Genomic DNA, 17,717 nt, shown 5'->3' on the forward strand with positions numbered 1-17,717 from the left:
CCCTGATCCCCCCGATCCCGCCCCGGTCCGACCGTCACCCGGCCTCCGACGACGTTCCCCTCCTCAACAGTGAGGACACCGGAAGGTCACCGGGTGCTTCGCACTCCACCTCCCACGTTCATCTTGGCCACGAGGTTCGTTCACCTTCGCTTCACGCACACCCGTTTCGATGGGTATCGACCGCGCTCCGCGGGTGTCACCCCAGGGTGAGACCACCGCACAAGCCCCGTCCGAACCGGAAGTGGCCACATGTCTGTCAGCAACACCGCGTCCCCTCGCGGAACCGAGTCCGGCCGCGGGGTCGCCCCCGACACCGTCCGGTACAACCGTGAGGTTCCCGACCTGGGCGCCCCCGTCTTCGACATCGCCGACCTGTCGATCTACTACGGGTCCAACAAGGCCGTACGCGACGTGAACCTGAAGGTGGGTCCGCGCCAGATCACCGCGATGATCGGCCCGTCCGGCTGCGGCAAGAGCACGGTTCTGCGCACCCTGAACCGCATGAACGACCTCATCCCGGGCGCCCGGGTCGAGGGCAAGGTGACCTACCACGGTGAGGACCTGTACGCCTCCGACGTGGACCCGATCGAGGTCCGCCGCCGTATCGGCATGGTCTTCCAGAAGCCCAACCCGTTCCCCAAGTCCATCTACGACAACGTCGCCTACGGTCCCCGGATCAACGGGATGCGCGGCAACATGGACGACCTGGTCGAGGAGACCCTCACCAAGGCCGCCCTGTGGGACGAGGTCAAGGACAAGCTCAAGGAGAGCGCCTTCGCGCTGTCCGGTGGTCAGCAGCAGCGTCTGTGCATCGCCCGCACCATCGCGGTGAACCCCGAGGTCATCCTCATGGACGAGCCCTGCTCGGCTCTGGACCCGATCGCCACGCTCAAGATCGAAGACCTGATGTACGAGCTGGCGGCCGAGTACACGATCGTCATCGTCACCCACAACATGCAGCAGGCGGCCCGTGTTTCGGACCGCACCGCGTTCTTCACCGCGGGCGTGGACGACGTGGGCGACCGTTACGGCAGCCTCGTGGAGTTCGACGAGACCGGGACGATCTTCAGCAAGCCGTCCGACCAGCGCACCGAGGACTACATCTCGGGCCGCTTCGGGTAGGGCTATCGCGCGCCACCCGACCACCCCCTCGACGAAGTGGACCCCGCCCATGACCGCGCTCACCTCCTCCTCCCCGGTTCCACCTCCTTCGGGTGCCCCGGACGACGAGGTCCGCACGGGACGGGCGGAGGGTCCGCTGAGGGTTCTGCTGGTGGAGCCCGAATCCGAGCAGTCGCACCAGCTGGTGCTGTCGCTGAGCGGACACGACGTGGACATCACGGTGTGCGTGGACGGTGCCGAGGCCCTGCTGAGGGTGGGGCTGTTGCGTCCGGACACTCTGTTGACCAGCGCGGACCCGTCGGAGGTCGACCTGGAGACCCTGGTGCGGGTGACCCGACGCGCCACGGACATCCCCATCCTCATCGGAGTGGGTCCGGGTGACTCACAGCGGGCGGTCCGGGCCCTGTCCGCGGGGGCGACGGCGTGTGTGAGCCGGCCCTACCGGATCCCGGAACTATCGGCCCTGCTGCGCGGTTCGCTACCGGGGTCGGAAGGCCTGCCGGAGAACACCGCCTCGTCGTCGGCGCTTCGTTCGGGCGACCTGGAGCTGGATGCGTTGGGCCACCGACTGTTCGTGGACGGGCAGCCGGTCAACCTGGCCCTACGGGAGTTCGGGATCATGGACTTCCTGCTGCGCAACAGCGGTCGCGTGGTCAGTCGCGAGGAGCTGTGGACCGAGGTATGGCACAAGCCCCTGCCTCCGGTGAACAACACGATCGCCGTGCACATCCGGCGACTGCGGCACAAGCTCGGCGACTCCGAGGCCAGACCCCGTTTCATCCACACGGTGCGCGGGATCGGTTATCGACTCGATACGGGAAATGGCGGATAGGCCGAAGAAGAAACCTTCCGCATTCCACGAAACAGGCCCTCCGGCACCGGCCGGAGAGGCCGTTCTCCCATGTTCTCTCGGACATTTCTCCGACACACGTTCAGGTGAACACGGTGGGATCGGACAGGTCATCCGAACCATGGGCGAACGCTCCCACTCCTCAGCCCCCTGCCCTGGTTTCCGCAGCTCAAGTGGGCGAACCGGAACGTCACTCGGCGAACACGCGATATGACGGAAACCAACGAACACAGCTCCCGTTATCAATCGGTTACTTTCGTTCATCCGTCATTCACCCGCCTTCTATCGAACGTCTTCTCATCCGATGACACTGGGTCTTTCTGCGCGCCTAGTGTCGTTTTACGTCAGCCCCGACAGCGGTGATTCAACGAGGAGAACTACGACATGCGCAACGGGCGTTCCAAGCTCGCCGTTCTGGCGGCCATCCCCCTGCTCGCGGCGGCGTGCAGCAGTGGTGAAGAGGAAAGTGGCAGTGCTGCCAGCACCGACGCCGAGCTCAGCGCTTCGCTGACCGGCGCCGGAGCCAGCTTCCCGGACCCTCTCTTCCAGGACTGGATCTACAGCTACAGCAACGACGTCCAGCCGGGCGTGGACATCAACTACCAGAGCGTCGGCTCCGGCGCGGGTATCGAGCAGTTCCTGGAGGAGACCGTCGACTTCGGTTCCTCCGAGGAGTACCTCGGTGAAGAGGACCTGGCCGTGGCCGCCGAGAGTCGCGGCTGCGAAGCGGTCCAGTTCCCGGTCGTGTTCGGCTCCGTGGTCATCGCCTTCGACAACCCGGAGCTGGATGGTCTGGTGCTGGACGCGCAGACCATCGCCGACATCTACTCCACCGAGATCACCACGTTCGACGACCCGGCCATCGCCGAGCTCAACCCGGACATGGACCTGCCCAGCGACGAGATCGTTCCGGTCCACCGCTCCGACAGCTCCGGCACCACCGCGGTCTTCACGCACTACCTCTCCACCGAGGTCGAGTCGTGGGCCGACGAATACGGCGAGGGCAAGGAGCTCGACTGGGCGTCCGGCCTGGTCGGTGGCCAGCAGAACGACGGCGTGGCCCAGGGCATCAGCCAGAACCCGGGCGGCATGGGCTACTTGAACCAGTCCTTCGCCCAGGAGGCGGGCCTGTCCGTCGCCACCATCGTCAACGAGGACGGCAACCCGATCGAGCCGACCCTCGACGCCACCATCGCCGCCTCCGAAGAGGCCGACGTTCCGGACAACTTCCAGTTCGCCATCGACGACATCGGTGGCGAGGGCTACCCGATCGCCGGTACCAACTGGATCTTCACCTACACCTGCGGTTACGAGGACGCCACCGCCGACGCCATCATCGACTTCTGGACCTGGGCCCTGACCGACGAGGGTGCCCAGAGCGTCGCCGGCGAGCTGGGCTACGCGCCGCTCGGTGACGAGCTGACCGACCGCGTCATCGCCGAACTGGAGAAGACCAACTCCGAGAACGGCGGCGGCGAGGGTGACACCGAAGAGGGCGCCGAGGACGACTCCGCCGAAGGTGACGACGCCGAGGCCGGCACCGAGGAAGACGCCGAGGCCGAAGAGGGCTCCGACCAGGAGTAACCCCTCAGGTGGGGCCGGGACTCGGATTCCCGGCCCCACCGCCTCCCTCGCATGACGGGGCGCGGAACACGGGTTCGGCGCCCCGCCCCTCACACCCCGGGGCACGCAGAACAGGGGTGAACCGCTCTCCGACTCCCACGAAAGCCATCAAGGAGAAGCACAATGTCCACTCAGGCCCCCGAGGCCCCGGCCCCGGAGGAACCCCGGCGCAGTTCCCTCCGCTCAGGCAAGGGGCGCATGGCCGACCCGATCTTCAAGTGGGTCGTCGCGGCCTGCGGAACGATCGTGCTGGTCATCCTGGCCCTGATGGTGATCCGCACCACCACCGAAGCCTGGCCCGTCTTCGCCAAGGAAGGCTTCTTCGGCTTCCTCACCGGCGAGGACTGGACCTCCGGTAGCTCCCGGACCGAGATCACCGGCACCTACGGTGCCTGGCCGTTCATCTACGGCACCCTGGTCACCGCGACCATCGCCATCGTCATCGCACTGCCGCTGGCGATCATGGTCGCCTTCTACATCACGCACCTCGCGCCGCGCCGTCTCGCCAAGCCGCTCTCCTACACGGTGGAGCTGCTGGCCGCGGTGCCCAGCGTCATCTTCGGCCTGTGGGGCCTGCACTGGTTCCTGCCGAACGTGCTCCGCCCGTTCTTCGAGTTCCTCGGGAACACGTTCGGGTGGTTCTTCCTCTTCGAGGGCCCGATCCGCGGCGTCGGTTACCTGCCCGCCGGGATCGTCCTGGCCATCATGATCCTGCCGATCATGACCGCCATCATCCGCGAGGTCATCGTGGTACACCCGATCGACCAGCGCATGGCCGCCTACGCCCTGGGTTCCACCCGGTGGGAGGTTCTGCGCAAGGTGGTGCTGCCGGCCAGCTTCTCCGGAATCGTGGCCGCCGCCATGCTGGGTCTGGGCCGCGCGTTGGGTGAGACCATCGCGGTCCTGATGCTCATCGGTGGCTCCCAGTCCTGGGGTTCGAGCCTGTTCAGCACCGGTAGCAGCATGGCCTCGCACATCGCCGCCACCTTCGGTGAGGCCGGACCCGAGGCCAGGACCGCACTGATGGCCATCGGTGTCGCCCTGTTCCTGGTCACGATGATCGTCAACATCCTCGCCCGCGTCATCGTCTGGCGCCTGGGGCGCATGACGGGAGACGCCGCCGTATGAGCACCATGACCTCGACTCCCCCGCGCAAGCACGTTCCGCTGAGCCAACGCCCCCCGGGTTCCGGGTTCCGCCGGTTCAAGGACCGCAGCGCCACCGTGGCCCTGACCGGCGCGATGATCCTCGCGATGATCCCCCTGGTGCTGATCATCTTCGAGGTGACCCGTCGCGGCATCGGCGTGGTGAACCTGGACTTCTTCCTCCAGACCGAGCCCCCGCCCCGACGCGATGGCGGCGGTTACGCGGCCGGGTTCTTCGGAACCTTGTACATCATGGCGCTGGCCATCCTGATGTCGCTCCCGTTCGGCATCGCCACCGCCGTGTACATCGTCGAGTACGGGCCCAACCGGATGACCTCGGCGATCCGCTTCTTCACCGACGTGATGACCGGTATCCCGTCGATCTTCGTGGGTCTGTTCGTCTACGGCCTGTTGGTGATCGGCTGGGGCGGCTTGGGCTTCGGTACCTTCGTGGGCGCCGTGGCCATCGCCGTGATGATGCTGCCCATCGTGACCAGGTCCGCTGAGGAGATGCTGCGGCTGGTCCCGAACGAGATGCGCAACGCCAGCTACGGTCTGGGCGCGCGCAAGTGGCAGACGATCGTGCACACGGTGCTGCCGACCGCGGCGCCGGGTCTGACCACGGGTTCGATGCTGGCGATCGCCCGAGGCATCGGTGAGACCGCGCCCCTGATGCTGACCGCGTTCGGTTCCGGCCTCATCGTCACCAGCTTCCAGGGCGACCCGCAGGGTTCGGTGCCCCTCCAGCTCTTCAAGGGCGCCGCCCAACCCTTCGAGGCCGGTATCGACCGCGCCTGGGGCGCCGCACTGTGCCTGTTCGCGCTGGTGCTGCTCTTCACCGTGATCGCCCGGTGGATCGGTTCCAAGGCCGCCACCAACACCACCTGATCCGCACCCCTTCCCGCGGGGCCGTGTTCCTTTCGGAGCGCGGCCCCGCGGGCTTTCCCGGCCCGGTCGGGCGGCGGTAACCTTGCCCGAACCCTCATCCCGAGACGACCCGGAGTGTGACCCCCGATGCCCGAGACCACCGAGTACGCCGCCACGTTCGCCCTTGTGGACGTCGACGGCGACGGCCTCATCTCCGCCCAGGAACTGGCCACCCTGATGCGCAACCTCGGCGACGAGACCACTGAGGAGCAGGCCGCCGAGGTGGTGCGAGCGATGGACTCCGACGGCGACCAGCGCATCTCCCTGGAGGAGTTCGCCCGTTACATGTCCCAGAACAAGGGCTGATCCGGGTGGGGGCACGTCACCGCGCCGACCGACCGCGGCGACGGGCCCTGCCCCAGCGGGCTAGAGGGGCTGCTCCGACAACGGCTTCGAGGCGAGGTAGACGGTGTCCGGGATGCCCCGGGCGACCGTGACCTCCACGACCTCCACCTCCTCGAAGTGGGCGCGCAGCAACTTCTCGAAGCTCTCGACGTCGTTGGCGCTCCAGAACGAGAGCACCCCTCCGGGGGCCAGCAACCGGGTGAGCTGTTCCAGGCCGGCCGCCTCGTACAGGCGGTTGTTGTTCTCCACCACGGTCCAGTCGGGCCCGTTGTCGGTGTCCAGACAGATGACGTCGTAGCGGGCGGGTTTCGGCTTCGCCGCGGCCTTGGCCAGCCAGGCGACGATGTCCTCGTTGTACACCCGGCAGCGCGGGTCGTGGTGGACGAAGTCGGCGGCCTCACCGAGCTCGTCGTCGTGCCAGGCGATCACCTGGGGCTCCAGCTCCACGACGTCCACACGAGAGACCTGCGGATGGTCGAGGGCTTCCCGGGCGGAGAAACCCACGCCCAACCCACCGATCAGCACACGCGCGTGCGAACGCCCCTTCGGCAGGGCCTCCAGGCTCTCGCGGACCATCTCCCGCTCCGAGGTGCCGTCCCGGGTGTCCATGAGGAAAAGACCGTTGGAGTAGATCTCGTAGTGCGCGCCCACACGGCGCAGCACCAACTCGCCGCCGGTCTCCCCGGTCACGCGGGCCAGGGTGACCGATTCCTCCTCGGGCGCGAGGTATCCCGTTCGCTGGTTCATGGCCCCATTGTGCCCGCCCCGCGCGGAAAGGGCGCGGTGACTCTGGATATGCGCCCTTCGGCGGGCGAACGGAGACCATCGTCGGCAGACGAGGGCCGGGGGACCGAAGGACACTGGGGACGCACGGCCACCCGAGAAACCGGGTGCGGGCGCCCGCTCCCGGTTCCGGCCCGCCCCGAGCAGGAGATACCCCCATGCTCACGACCACGTCGGTGTCGGACCTGCTGTCACGGACACCGCTCTTCCAAGGGCTCGCCCCGGGGCAACTCGACGCCCTCTCCAGGGGTTGTCGGTTCGTATCGCTGGACCGGGACGAGGCCGCCTTCCACCAGGGGAGCCCGACCCGCGGGTTCTTCATGGTCCTGCGCGGGCAGATGCAGCTGACCGTGTCGACCGCCGACGGAGCCCGCAAGGTGGTCGAGATCATCCGGGAGGGTGAGAGTTTCGGCGCGGCCATCCTCTTCGAGGGACGCGACGCCCCCGCCACCGCGACCGCACTGGCCGCCACGGAGTTGTTGGTCGTGTCCGGCACCGCGGTGTTCGGTCTGCTCGACCGGGACCCGGCCTTCGCCCGCCGGATCCTGGCGAACATGGCGGGGCGTCTCCACCGGTTGCTTCAGGACGTCAAGTCCTACTCCTTGATGTCGGGCACGCAGCGGGTCGTGGGGCTGCTGTTGCAGGAGGCCGAGGGCGACGACGCGACCGGGAATGTGGTGCGCCTCCCCACCCGCAAACAGGTGCTCGCCTCCCGGCTCAACATCGCTCCGGAGACGTTCTCCCGGGTACTGCACGACCTGTCCGCCGACGGTCTGATCGGTGTGGCGGGAAACCGCATCGTCCTGCACGACGTCCCCCGGCTGACCGCCCTTCTGGAGCGGTGAGGGCCGACCGTGGGATCCGGATCACACTCGGTCGCCGATTGACCGGGATCAAGGAAACGGGACCCGGCGCGGGTCTACGTTCGCCCCGCGGCTCCGACCACAGCCGGAGCCCACGGAGACGACGAGTCCGCGAAAGGACCACGCATGTTCTGCTTCCAGTGCGAGCAGACCGACAGGACCGGCGCCGTCATCGGCTGCGGGGGACCCGTCGGCAACTGCGGCAAGGACGCCCCCACCTCGGACCTACAGGACCTCCTGGTCCACGCGGTCAAGGGCATCGCCCAGTACGCGACCAGAGCACGGGCGCTGGGCGCGCCCGACGACGAGGCCGCGGGCTTCATCCTCTTCTCGGTCTTCAACACGCTCACCAACGTGAACTTCAGCCAGACCCGTTTCGTCACCCTCCTACAGGAGGCCGCGGCGGTCCGGGACCGGGCGAAGACCGGGTACGAGGAGGCCGCGCGAGCCCGAGGGATCGCCCCCGAGGAGCCGGCCGGCCCCGCCCGTTGGCAGCCGGCGCCGGACATGGAGGGGCTGCTGCGCCAGTCGGCCGACGTCCGCGTCGACGCCGGTCTCGACGTCGTCGGCCCCGACGTCATCGGGATGCGTTCGCTGCACCTCTACACGCTCAAGGGGATCTGCGCCTACGCCCACCACGCACACGTGTTGGGGGGCCAGAGCGCGGAGGTCTTCGGCGGGGTCGAGGCGGCCTTGGACTACCTGGCGACCGACCCCACCGACATCGAGGAGCTGATCGAAAAGGCCCTCGACCTGGGACACCTGAACTTCTCCGTCATGGAGGTACTCGACGGGGCCAACACCGGCACCTTCGGGGCCCAACAGCCCACCGCCGTGCGGACGACACCGGTGGAGGGCAAGGTGCTCCTGGTCAGCGGGCACGACATGCGGGACCTGGCCGATCTGCTGGAACAGACCAAGGACACCGGGGTCGAGGTCTACACCCACGGCGAGATGCTCCCCGCCCACGGATACCCGCTGCTCAAGGCCTACCCCCACCTAGTCGGCAACTACGGTGGTGCGTGGCAGGACCAGCAGGAGGAGTTCGCCCGGTTCCCCGGCGCGATCCTGATGACGTCGAACTGCATCATCGAACCGCACGCCTCCTACCGGCGCCGGATCTTCACCACGGGCCCCGTGGGCTGGCCCGGGGTACGGCACGTCGCCAACGGTGACTTCCGTCAGGTGATCCGCGCGGCGAAGGCGCTTCCCGGATACAAGGAGACCGACCCGGAGGAGAAGCCCATCATGGTGGGCTTCGGGCGCGACGCGGTGCTCGCCATCTCCAACCAGGTGACCGACGCCGTCAAGCGGGGTGCCATCCGGCACTTCTTCCTGATCAGCGGATGCGACGGGCCCACGCCGGGACGCAGCTACTACACGGAGTTCGCGCTCGGGGCGCCGGACGACTCGATCATCCTCACCCTGGGCTGCGCCAAGTACCGCTTCAACCGGCACGACTTCGGTGACATCGAGGGGATCCCCCGGCTGTTGGACGCGGGGCAGTGCAACGACGCCTATTCCGCGATCAAGATCGCCATGGCGCTGGCCGACGCGTTCGAATGCGGGATCAACGACCTGCCCCTGACCCTGGTGCTGTCCTGGACCGAGCAGAAGGCGGTGGCGGTCCTGCTCACGCTGCTGGCGCTCGGCTTCCACGGCATCAACCTCGGCCCCACGCTCCCCGCCTACCTCACACCCGACCTCGTCGGCGAGTTCATCGACCGGTTCGGGCTGCGGACGATCGACGATCCGGTGGCCGACGTGGCCGCGGCGTTGCGCGAGGTGGGGGCATGACCGAGACGGTCCCGGGCTCGCCGGAGGCCGACTCCGGTCCCTGCGGGTGCGGTGGTGGCGGGTGCCACCCGGTCACACTGTCGACCTCCGACGGGGAGGACCTGGAGTTCTGCTGTCCACCCGAGCAGAACGTGCTGGAGGCCGCCGCGGCGGCGGGCGCCACCCTGCCCGCCTCGTGCAAGCAGGGCACCTGCGGGTCCTGCCACGCCAACGTGACGGACGGCGAATACGAGTTGGGCTCCCACAGCCCTCAGGCACTGTCGGAGGAGGACCGGGACGAGCACAGGGGCGTGCTGCTGTGCCGCACCTTCCCCCGGGGGCCGGTCTCGGCGGACCTGCCCTATGACGGTTCACGTGTGCTGCGCGGTGAGATCCCGGTGCGGGAGGCCACGATCACCGTGTTGGAGGAGGTGGCCAAGGACACCGTCCGCCTCGAAGTGCGGCTCGACACCGACTCCGACGAAGGGCTCGACTGCCAGTTCGAGCCCGGCCGGTTCGTGGAACTCCAGCCGCCGGGACGCGCGGACGCCAAGCGGGCGTACTCACTGGCCAACACCGGCAACTGGGAAGGGCTGATGGAGTTCTTCGTCCGGTTGCGGCCCGAGGGCGCGTTCTCCGGTCACCTCCGGAACGAGGCCCGCCCCGGATCGAAGCTCATCGTTCGCGGCCCCCTGGGCGCCTTCGGGCTGAACGAGACGGGGCTGCGGCCGCGCTGGCTCGTCGCCGGCGGGACCGGTCTCGCGCCGATGCTGTCGATGGCCCGGCACATGGTCGAGTGGCAGGAACCGCATCCGGTCCGGTTGATCCTCGGGGTCAACGAGGAAGAGGAGGTCTTCGGGCTGTCGGAGATACGTGAGCTGGCCGCCGAGGCCCCGGCGATCTCCGCGGTCGGTGGCCTTCCGGGCTTCGAGTTCGAGGTCTGCGTGTGGCGTCCGAGCGACACGTGGCGGGGGTCGGCCGGAACCCCGGCCGACCTCGTGCGATCGGGCCTGAAGTCCGAGGACGTGCTCCCCGACCTGTACGTGTGCGGGCCGCCGCCGTTGATCGACTCGGTCCTGGAGGCCGCGGTCGAGGGCGGTGTCGCCGAGGAGAACGTGTTCTGGGAGCGTTTCCTGCCCTCGTGAGGCTGTTCCTCTTCCACCCCGAACCTACCGGCGAGTAGGTTAGGGGTGGCGCGTCACGAGAGGAAAGTCCCATGACCTGTATCGAGAAGCTGCGCGGGATCGCCCCGCGCGCTCTGGGGGCCGCGTTCGTCACCTCGGGGGTGTTGCACCTGGTCTCGCCCAAGCCGTTCGAGGCGATCATGCCCCGGGGGCTCCCGGCCCGGCGGGAGTTGGTGTACGGCAGCGGAGTGGCCGAACTCGCCTGCGGGCTCGGGTTGCTCACCCGGCGGAAATGGGCCGGCCAGGCCAGTGCCGCGCTGTTGCTGGCCGTGTGGCCCGCGAACATCCAAATGGCCCTGGACTCGGGTTCGGGTCGACTGCGCGGGCCGGCCGACAACCGGCTCATCGCCTGGGGTCGTGTGCCCCTGCAGGTCCCACTGATCTGGGCGGCCCTCCAGTCACGCCCCGCCGGCGGTCAGCACCCCTCCCCGGTTCCGGGGAAGTCGGTGCGCGTGTCCTCTCCGACCTCGACGTAGTGGACCTCCACCACCCCGCACATCTCCGCCATCGCCGAAGCGACCGCCCCACGTCGGTTACCGTCTTCGACCCTCACGTCGTACCGGGGCGGGAGGTCATCCGGCTGCAACCCCTCGGGCGGGCCCTCCTCCGACGTTTCGAGGAACTGCCGATAGGCGTCCTCCTGAGTGACGAAGAGGTACGACACGACCTCGGGTGATTCGTTCAGGAAGGTCTCGATCTCCTCCCACTCGTTGTCGAACCCGTTTTCACGCCCCTCGCACAACGGGTCCAGGTACGTCCGTGTACACACCAGGACGTTGAGCAGCTCTTGGCCCTCGTCGGGTACCAAAGCCTCGTCGAGTCCGGGCGGAACGCATCCGGTGGTGACCACGAACAGGAGGGGAACGGCGGCCAAGGCGACCGGACGCAGGGGGGCGGGCATCTTCGATGGTCCTCGTTTCTCTTCGATGGCGCTCCCAGGATGCCGGACCCGAAGAGAGGAACGAAAAGCCCCGCCCCGAACCGCACGCGTGACAGCGGCGGTTCGAGGCGGGGTGAGATCGGACGGGGCGGCTTCTACAGGCGGCAGGCGTAGATGTCGGTGACCAGGATGGCGCGAGCGCCCAGCTGCCACAGGTCGTCCATGATGCGTTGGGCCTCATCGCGCCGAACCATCGATCGCACCGCGACCCAGCCCTCACGGTGCAGCGGGGAGACCGTCGGCCCCTCCATGCCCGGTGTGAGCGCGACCGCGCCCTCCAGGTGCTCGGCGTGCACGTCGTAGTCCATCATCACGTAGTCGCGGGCGACCAGCACACCGCGCAGCCGCCGCAGCAACTGGTCGATCTGCGGGTCCTCCGGAGCGTTCGTGGGCCGGATGACGACGGCCTCCGAGACCAGGATGGGGTCGCCGAAGGTCTCCATGCCGGCGTTGCGCAACGTGGTGCCGGTGGAGACCACGTCGGCCACCGCGTCGGCCACACCCAGCTGGACGGAGCTCTCCACGGCCCCATCGAGGTGGATGACGCGCGCGTCCACGCCCTGCTCGCCCAAGTAGGAGGCCAGTAGGCCGTCGAAGGACGTGGCGACGCGCTTGCCGTTGAGGTCGGCGACGGTCATCCCGGAGCCGCCCGGGGCGGCGAATCGGAAGGTGGATCCGCCGAAACCGAGGGGCAGGACCTCGTCGACGGGGGCGCCGGAGTCCAGAAGCATGTCGCGGCCGGTGATCCCGGCCTTCAGGATGCCCTCACCGACGTAGACGGCGATGTCCTTGGGGCGCAGGAAGAAGAACTCGGTGTTGTTCTCCGGGTCGACCAACACCAGGTCACGGCTGCTCTTGCGCTGCCGGTAACCGGCCTCGGTGAGCATCTGGACGGCGGGGTCGGACAATTGGCCCTTGTTGGGCACGGCGATTCTGAGCATGTCGGGCATGTCTTGGTTCCTTGGTCGCTCTCAGGTGTACGGGACGTCCGGTGGCCGGCGTACGCTCGCGCCCGAAAAGGGGCGCGAGGCGGGCCGACCTAGAGATGCTTGTAGACGTCCTCGAGTCGCAGGCCGCGGGCCAGCATCAGAACCTGGAGGTGGTAGAGGAGCTGCGAGATCTCTTCGGCGGCCTGCTCGTCCGATTCGTACTCGGCGGCCATCCAGACCTCGGCTGCCTCCTCGACGACCTTCTTGCCGATGGCATGGACGCCGGCGTCGAGTTGGGCGACGGTCCCGGACCCCTCGGGGCGGGAACGTGCCTTCTCGGACAGCTCGGCGAACAGCTCTTCGAAGGTCTTCATGGTCTCTTTCCTCGACCGACAGTGCTCTCCCAGGGTAGGCGCTCCGGGCGACCGCTGACCAACCGGGGACCAGAAGTCTCAGCATGTGGGAGCGGCCGGCCCGCCAGATCCCGGTGCGGACGCCGACGGGCGGGTCAGGCCAGTCGACGGGCGACGGCACGCACCAGGGGGCGCGGCAGCAGGCGCAGGAGCCCGTCGGCCATCTTGTACTGCGCTCCGGGGATGACCGCGGCACGCCCCGCCGACCACGCGGTGAGCGCGTCGCGGACGATGTGCTCCTTGTGGACGAACGCGAACTGGGGCATCCCCTGCGCCTGGACCTCCCGCGTCATGTCGGTGCGCACGAATCCCGGCAGCACCACGGTGACGTGCACACCCTGTTTGCGCACCTCCGCGGCGACGCTCTCGCTCCACATCGTGACGAACTTCTTACCCGCCCCGTAGACCGAACCCCCCGGGTTGGCGGGGATCTCCCCGGCCATGGACGCCACGTTCACCACACCCAGCTTCCGGGTCTCACCGGCGGCCCGGCGGGCGATCTGGATGGGGAGCACGGCCCGGGTCAGGTGGAGGACGGCGCGAACGTTGAGGTCGAGCATCGCGTCGATCTCGGCGGGCTCCTGTTCGGCGAAGACGCCGCCCTCCCCGCGACCGGCGTTGTTGACGAGCAGGTCGATGGGGTCGAGTACACCGGTACCGTCCTCGGCGAGGCGTTCGATGACCGTGGCGAGACCCTCGGGGTCGCCCAGGTCCGCGACGAGCACCTCCACGGAGGTTCCATAGCTCGCACGCAGCTCGACCGCGACCTCTTCCAGGAGCTCCTCGCGCCGTGCGACGAGTACGAGGGCGTGGCCGCGCTGGGCGAGCCTACGGGCGAACTCCTCGCCGATTCCGCTGGAGGCACCGGTGACCAACGCCGTCCTCGGGTGGTCGAGATCGGGGGATGTACTGTCCGATGCGCTCATGCCCCCAGGGTAGGACGCGCGGTGCGGAACGAGCGGGGGCACACCACCGGTTCCCGTTTCCACGGTGGCGCTACCCACCCGGTGTTTCCCGGACAAACACCGACGCGAACGTCCTCGGGACTCTTCGAGGCGTTAGCGTTCAACCATGTCCGAGACACAGAGCCATGCCGGACCACTTTCCGCCCTCCGACTAGAGGAACGCCTGCGTGACGCCAGACTGTTCTTCGGTCAGGCGCTGCGAACCTTCCACGCCACCGGATCCATCCTGCCGAGCAGCGGCGCGCTCGCACACGAGATGGCCGAACACGTCCGCACCCGCTCCGACCCCAACGGGTCGCTGCGCATCCTGGAGGCGGGCGCCGGTACCGGCGCCATCAGCCGTGGGATCGCGGCGGCCATGCGCCCCGGCGACACCCTCGACCTGGTCGAGGCCAACCCCGAGTTCGCCGCCTACGTCGAGGAACTACTGGTGAGCGACCCGGAGTTGTCCGGGATCGCCGACGCCGCCACAGTGCACGCATGCCTGGTGAACGACATGGGCACCGACCGGACCTACGACGTGATCGTGTCCGGGTTGCCGTTCGCCAACTTCACCGCCGACCAGGTGAAGGGCATCCTCGACTACTACTTCACGGTGCTCCGCCCGGGCGGAACGCTCTCGTTCTACGGGTACCTCTACACCAAAGAGGTCAAGGCGGTCATCGCCAAGCGCGAGGACTACCTGCGTCAGGCCCGAAGCGGTTGGGTCGTCCAGGACTGGATCGATCGCTATGGGATCGGCTCGGAGAAGGTCTTCGCGAACGTCCCGCCGGCGTGGGTGCATCACCTTCGCAAACCGGAGAACGACCGTCGGGTCTGACACCCTCGACGCCCCGACCTGGTAGGACGGGCCACCTCCACAGGCCGGAGAAGGGTCTTCCGCGCCGACTCCTCCCCCGCTCCGGCCGGGTGGGTGGCTCGCCACCCACCCGGCCCCTTCATGCGCCGAAGATGAGGAACCTTGTGACGGTTTCCGGTCCTCCCGGCACGTGATCTGCATCACTTAACCCTCCGGTCGCAGGAGTCCCACGACGCGGGTAGTCTCGCGTTGACCTCTGGGGGAGACGTTCTTTTCCGGAACGACCGGCATCATCCGGTTCGCCACATTGCGCGTTAAAAGTTCCTGATGTCTGTTCAAAGTCCCCCGAGGCTCATCCCGCGCCACCATCCCTGCGTCTACGTTTTCCACACCGATCCCGTGTGAACCGATCGCATGTGCGCGGAGTCCTACATTTCACCTATTTTCCCAGGTCATGTAGTGGACCATGTGGAGGAGGCAACGTGACGCTCACCCAAGCGGTCGAAGCAACGTCCACGAGGGCGATCGACACCACTCTCGCGACGATGCCTCTCGACGTCCGCCAACGCGTCTCCGCGCTGGCGCGCACCTCGCGGCTCCTCGTCGCCTGCGACTACGACGGCGCCTTGGCCCCCGTCGACTCCGACCACCGCGGCCCCCTGCCCGAGGCCGTCCGCGCCCTGCGGGACCTCGCGGACCTGCCCGGCACCGTGTGCGCGGTCGTCTCCGCCCGGCCCCTGCGCGACTTGGCCGTGCTGTCCCGTCTGCCCGCCGAGGTCCGCCTCGTCGGTGCTCACGGCACCGAGTTCGACACCGACCTCACCGTCGACACACCCACGGACAAGTCCGCCGCCCTCGAAGTCCTCCGCGAACAGGTCGACGCCACCGCACTCCTCTACATCGGCGGCGGCGACGGCGAGGAGCCGGTGTTCACGAACCTGAACACGGGAGCCGACGCCGGTGTCCGTGTGGGCACCGAACCCACCGTCGCTTCGCACAGCGTCCCGGACACCCCCACCGCCGCCACGCTCCTGAGCCTGCTCGCCAACGAGCGCCGCGCCTGGGTGTTCGGCGAACGCCCCACCCCCATCGAGCGCATGTCCATGCTCTCCAACCAGTCTTCCGTGGCCCTGGTCGGACCGGACGCGCGCCTGCTGTGGTTCTGTCACCCCGAGCCCGACTCCAACGCCCTGTTCGCCGAGGTGCTCGGTGGACGCCAGGCGGGCGTCTTCGCGATCACCCCCGCCCACGGCGGTCTCCCCCTCGGCCAGCGCTACCTGCCCGGCACCATGACCGTGCGCACCCGCTGGTCGCGCCTGGAGGTCACCGACTACCTCGCCCAGGACACCGAACCCGGCCGCACCGACCTGATCCGCGTGATCGCCGGTGTCACCCCCGCCGTCGTCGAGTTCGCGCCCCGCCCCGACTTCGGTCGCGCCCCGATCCGCATCACCGTCGAACCCGAGGGCCTGCGGATCGAGGGCGCCGACTTCCCCATGGTCCTGCGCTCTCCCGGCGTGGAATGGCACGTGGACCACGACGGCACCGACGACGTCGCCCGCGCCACCGTCCATCCCCGCTCCGAGCAGTCCGTGGTCCTGGAACTGCGCTGCGGCACCGACTCCCTCGCCGCCGAGACCCGCACCGAACCCGAACGCCAGGAGAAGGCCGCGCACCACTGGTCGCACTGGCTGGACACCCTGGACCTTCCGAACACCGAGAGTTCTTTGGCGGCGCGGTCGGCGTTGACCCTGCGCGGGCTGTGCACACCCACCGGCGGGGTCATGGCCGCCGCCACCACCTCCCTGCCCGAGGAGATCGGCGGGGTCCGTAACTGGGACTACCGGTACTGCTGGCTGCGCGATGGCGCACTGACCGTCCAGGCCCTGGTCACCCTGGGCTCCACCAGCGAGGCCGAAGCCTTCCTGGACTGGCTCCACCGGGTCGTGGACTCCCTGCCCTCCCCCGAACTGCTGCGCCCCCTCTACAGCCTGCGCGGCACCGGACTGGGCCCCGAGGAGACCATCGAGTCCCTGTCCGGGTACGCCGGCTCCCGCCCGGTACGCATCGGCAACCTCGCCGACCACCAAGTCCAACTCGACGTGTTCGGACCCGTGGTCGAACTCATCTGCCACCTGTCCACCGCCCGTGGGTCCCTGGCCGACCGCGACTGGGACCTGATCCAGGCCATGGCCCAAGCGGTGGCACGGCGCTGGCACGAACCCGACCACGGCATCTGGGAGGAACGCGACGAGCCCCGCCAGCGCGTGTACTCCAAGGTGATGTGCTGGGTGACCTTGGACCGGGCCCTGCGCCTGGCCCACACCTACGGGCGCCAGGCCGACCCGACCTGGGAGCGGTTGCGGCAGAGCATCGCCACCCAGGTGCTGGAGCAGGGGTGGAACGAGACCGCTCAGGCCTACACCACCGCCTATGAGGGCACCGACCTGGACGCGGCTTCGTTGCACATCGGCCTGTCGGGGTTGATCGATCCGACCGATGAGCGGTTCCAGGCCACCGTGACCGCGATCGAGGCCGAGCTGCGCAGCGGCCCCACCGTCTACCGCTATCACCGTGACGATGGTCTGCCCGGTGGTGAGGGCGGCTTCCATCTGTGCACGACCTGGCTGATCGAGGCCTACCTGTTGACGGGTCGTCGGGCCGAGGCGGAGGAGTTGTTCAAGCACCTGGTGGGGGCGGCCGGACCGACCGGGTTGATCCCCGAGGAGTTCGATCCGGTCACCGAGCGGGCTCTGGGCAACCACCCGCAGGCCTACTCGCATCTGGGCCTGATCCGCTGCGCCCAGCTCCTGGACCAGCACGCCTGACCAACGACGACGACCACCCGCTACCCGCCGACCGTACGCCTACCGGCGGGTAGCGTCGGATCCGGTCCTTCGGGGCGCCTCGTACATCGGGGCGCCCCGACCTTTGCTCTCCTCCCCCGGAGCCGGCCGGGATTCCGGGGCTGTGGAAAACCCGTCCCGGGCGTCCCGGGCGTCTCGGCCTTCTCAGGCGCCCCGAGCGTCCCCCACACCCCCGGGCCGGTCCGG

17 protein-coding genes are annotated in these 17,717 nt (G+C 68.5%); 12 read left to right on the forward strand and 5 right to left on the reverse strand.

The window, feature by feature from the left end; genetic code table 11:
• Positions 1-249 precede the first annotated feature (249 nt).
• The 6 genes from pstB to BQ8420_RS09690 all read left to right on the forward strand — a co-directional run bounded on the left by pstB (position 250) and on the right by BQ8420_RS09690 (position 5,973).
• The gene (gene pstB, locus BQ8420_RS09665; protein WP_087097520.1) at positions 250-1,122 is read left to right on the forward strand and encodes a phosphate ABC transporter ATP-binding protein PstB; all 873 of its coding nucleotides are present in this window, start codon (positions 250-252) and stop codon (positions 1,120-1,122) included.
• Between the two features lie 49 nt (positions 1,123-1,171).
• A complete protein-coding gene (locus BQ8420_RS09670) occupies positions 1,172-1,954 on the forward strand; it encodes a response regulator transcription factor (RefSeq protein WP_087097522.1) in 783 nt (260 codons plus the stop codon).
• A gap of 402 nt (positions 1,955-2,356) precedes the next feature.
• Positions 2,357-3,556: a phosphate ABC transporter substrate-binding protein PstS gene (gene pstS / locus BQ8420_RS09675; protein WP_087097524.1), complete on the forward strand. Its 1,200-nt coding sequence runs from the start codon at positions 2,357-2,359 to the stop codon at positions 3,554-3,556.
• A 162-nt stretch (positions 3,557-3,718) separates the two neighbouring features.
• Positions 3,719-4,723: a phosphate ABC transporter permease subunit PstC gene (pstC, locus tag BQ8420_RS09680; RefSeq protein ID WP_087097526.1), complete on the forward strand. Its 1,005-nt coding sequence runs from the start codon at positions 3,719-3,721 to the stop codon at positions 4,721-4,723.
• Positions 4,720-5,628 carry a phosphate ABC transporter permease PstA gene (gene pstA, locus BQ8420_RS09685; protein ID WP_087097528.1) on the forward strand — a complete coding sequence of 303 codons (909 nt, stop codon included), beginning with the start codon at positions 4,720-4,722 and terminating at the stop codon, positions 5,626-5,628. The genes pstC and pstA overlap by 4 nt, the downstream gene beginning before the upstream one ends.
• Before the next feature lie 126 nt (positions 5,629-5,754).
• Positions 5,755-5,973: an EF-hand domain-containing protein gene (locus BQ8420_RS09690; RefSeq protein WP_087097530.1), complete on the forward strand. Its 219-nt coding sequence runs from the start codon at positions 5,755-5,757 to the stop codon at positions 5,971-5,973.
• A gap of 60 nt (positions 5,974-6,033) precedes the next feature.
• Here BQ8420_RS09690 and BQ8420_RS09695 read toward each other — a convergent pair whose 3' ends face one another.
• Entirely contained in the window at positions 6,034-6,759 is a 726-nt protein-coding gene (locus tag BQ8420_RS09695; RefSeq protein ID WP_087097532.1) for a spermidine synthase, read from the reverse strand.
• A gap of 194 nt (positions 6,760-6,953) precedes the next feature.
• Between BQ8420_RS09695 and BQ8420_RS09700 the strand changes: the two genes are divergently transcribed.
• The 4 genes from BQ8420_RS09700 (at position 6,954) to BQ8420_RS09715 (ending at position 11,094) form a co-directional block, all read left to right on the forward strand.
• On the forward strand, positions 6,954-7,640 hold the full coding sequence (locus BQ8420_RS09700; protein ID WP_087097534.1) for a Crp/Fnr family transcriptional regulator: 687 nt from the start codon (positions 6,954-6,956) through the stop codon (positions 7,638-7,640).
• 144 nt (positions 7,641-7,784) lie between these two features.
• Positions 7,785-9,455 (forward strand): hydroxylamine reductase, encoded by a 1,671-nt coding sequence (gene hcp, locus BQ8420_RS09705; protein ID WP_087097536.1) that lies wholly within the window; start codon positions 7,785-7,787, stop codon positions 9,453-9,455.
• Positions 9,452-10,579 carry a 2Fe-2S iron-sulfur cluster binding domain-containing protein gene (locus BQ8420_RS09710; protein WP_087097538.1) on the forward strand — a complete coding sequence of 376 codons (1,128 nt, stop codon included), beginning with the start codon at positions 9,452-9,454 and terminating at the stop codon, positions 10,577-10,579. The genes hcp and BQ8420_RS09710 overlap by 4 nt, the downstream gene beginning before the upstream one ends.
• 71 nt (positions 10,580-10,650) lie before the next feature.
• Positions 10,651-11,094: a DoxX family protein gene (locus BQ8420_RS09715; protein ID WP_235006028.1), complete on the forward strand. Its 444-nt coding sequence runs from the start codon at positions 10,651-10,653 to the stop codon at positions 11,092-11,094.
• Here BQ8420_RS09715 and BQ8420_RS09720 read toward each other — a convergent pair.
• The 4 genes from BQ8420_RS09720 to BQ8420_RS09735 all read right to left on the reverse strand — a co-directional run bounded on the left by BQ8420_RS09720 (position 11,034) and on the right by BQ8420_RS09735 (position 13,826).
• Positions 11,034-11,519, reverse strand: a complete 486-nt coding sequence (locus BQ8420_RS09720) for a permease-like cell division protein FtsX (RefSeq protein ID WP_087097540.1) — start codon at positions 11,517-11,519, stop codon at positions 11,034-11,036. The two genes, BQ8420_RS09715 and BQ8420_RS09720, sit on opposite strands and share 61 nt — an antisense overlap.
• A 134-nt stretch (positions 11,520-11,653) precedes the next feature.
• The gene (hisG, locus tag BQ8420_RS09725; protein WP_087097543.1) at positions 11,654-12,508 is read right to left on the reverse strand and encodes an ATP phosphoribosyltransferase; all 855 of its coding nucleotides are present in this window, start codon (positions 12,506-12,508) and stop codon (positions 11,654-11,656) included.
• Between the two features lie 89 nt (positions 12,509-12,597).
• Positions 12,598-12,861, reverse strand: coding sequence for a phosphoribosyl-ATP diphosphatase (locus BQ8420_RS09730; RefSeq protein WP_014913038.1), 264 nt, complete (start codon positions 12,859-12,861; stop codon positions 12,598-12,600).
• A gap of 134 nt (positions 12,862-12,995) precedes the next feature.
• A complete protein-coding gene (locus BQ8420_RS09735; protein WP_200815872.1) occupies positions 12,996-13,826 on the reverse strand; it encodes an SDR family oxidoreductase in 831 nt (276 codons plus the stop codon).
• A 145-nt stretch (positions 13,827-13,971) separates the two neighbouring features.
• Here BQ8420_RS09735 and BQ8420_RS09740 point away from each other — a divergent pair, with 145 nt between their 5' ends.
• Positions 13,972-14,685 carry a class I SAM-dependent methyltransferase gene (locus tag BQ8420_RS09740; protein ID WP_087097547.1) on the forward strand — a complete coding sequence of 238 codons (714 nt, stop codon included), beginning with the start codon at positions 13,972-13,974 and terminating at the stop codon, positions 14,683-14,685.
• 461 nt (positions 14,686-15,146) lie between these two features.
• Positions 15,147-17,492, forward strand: a complete 2,346-nt coding sequence (locus BQ8420_RS09745; RefSeq protein ID WP_200815873.1) for a trehalase-like domain-containing protein — start codon at positions 15,147-15,149, stop codon at positions 17,490-17,492.
• The last annotated feature ends 225 nt before the right edge of the window (positions 17,493-17,717 follow it).

This window comes from Nocardiopsis sp. JB363, from assembly GCF_900143625.1.
GTDB lineage: Bacteria > Actinomycetota > Actinomycetes > Streptosporangiales > Streptosporangiaceae > Nocardiopsis.

Coding starts and splice junctions, on each gene's coding strand:
- pstB (WP_087097520.1), top strand. CDS start 250: ATGTCTGTCAGCAACACCGCGTCCCCTCGCGGAACCGAGTCCGGCCGC.
- BQ8420_RS09670 (WP_087097522.1), top strand. CDS start 1,172: ATGACCGCGCTCACCTCCTCCTCCCCGGTTCCACCTCCTTCGGGTGCC.
- pstS (WP_087097524.1), top strand. CDS start 2,357: ATGCGCAACGGGCGTTCCAAGCTCGCCGTTCTGGCGGCCATCCCCCTG.
- pstC (WP_087097526.1), top strand. CDS start 3,719: ATGTCCACTCAGGCCCCCGAGGCCCCGGCCCCGGAGGAACCCCGGCGC.
- pstA (WP_087097528.1), top strand. CDS start 4,720: ATGAGCACCATGACCTCGACTCCCCCGCGCAAGCACGTTCCGCTGAGC.
- BQ8420_RS09690 (WP_087097530.1), top strand. CDS start 5,755: ATGCCCGAGACCACCGAGTACGCCGCCACGTTCGCCCTTGTGGACGTC.
- BQ8420_RS09695 (WP_087097532.1), bottom strand. CDS start 6,759: ATGAACCAGCGAACGGGATACCTCGCGCCCGAGGAGGAATCGGTCACC.
- BQ8420_RS09700 (WP_087097534.1), top strand. CDS start 6,954: ATGCTCACGACCACGTCGGTGTCGGACCTGCTGTCACGGACACCGCTC.
- hcp (WP_087097536.1), top strand. CDS start 7,785: ATGTTCTGCTTCCAGTGCGAGCAGACCGACAGGACCGGCGCCGTCATC.
- BQ8420_RS09710 (WP_087097538.1), top strand. CDS start 9,452: ATGACCGAGACGGTCCCGGGCTCGCCGGAGGCCGACTCCGGTCCCTGC.
- BQ8420_RS09715 (WP_235006028.1), top strand. CDS start 10,651: ATGACCTGTATCGAGAAGCTGCGCGGGATCGCCCCGCGCGCTCTGGGG.
- BQ8420_RS09720 (WP_087097540.1), bottom strand. CDS start 11,519: ATGCCCGCCCCCCTGCGTCCGGTCGCCTTGGCCGCCGTTCCCCTCCTG.
- hisG (WP_087097543.1), bottom strand. CDS start 12,508: ATGCCCGACATGCTCAGAATCGCCGTGCCCAACAAGGGCCAATTGTCC.
- BQ8420_RS09730 (WP_014913038.1), bottom strand. CDS start 12,861: ATGAAGACCTTCGAAGAGCTGTTCGCCGAGCTGTCCGAGAAGGCACGT.
- BQ8420_RS09735 (WP_200815872.1), bottom strand. CDS start 13,826: ATGAGCGCATCGGACAGTACATCCCCCGATCTCGACCACCCGAGGACG.
- BQ8420_RS09740 (WP_087097547.1), top strand. CDS start 13,972: ATGTCCGAGACACAGAGCCATGCCGGACCACTTTCCGCCCTCCGACTA.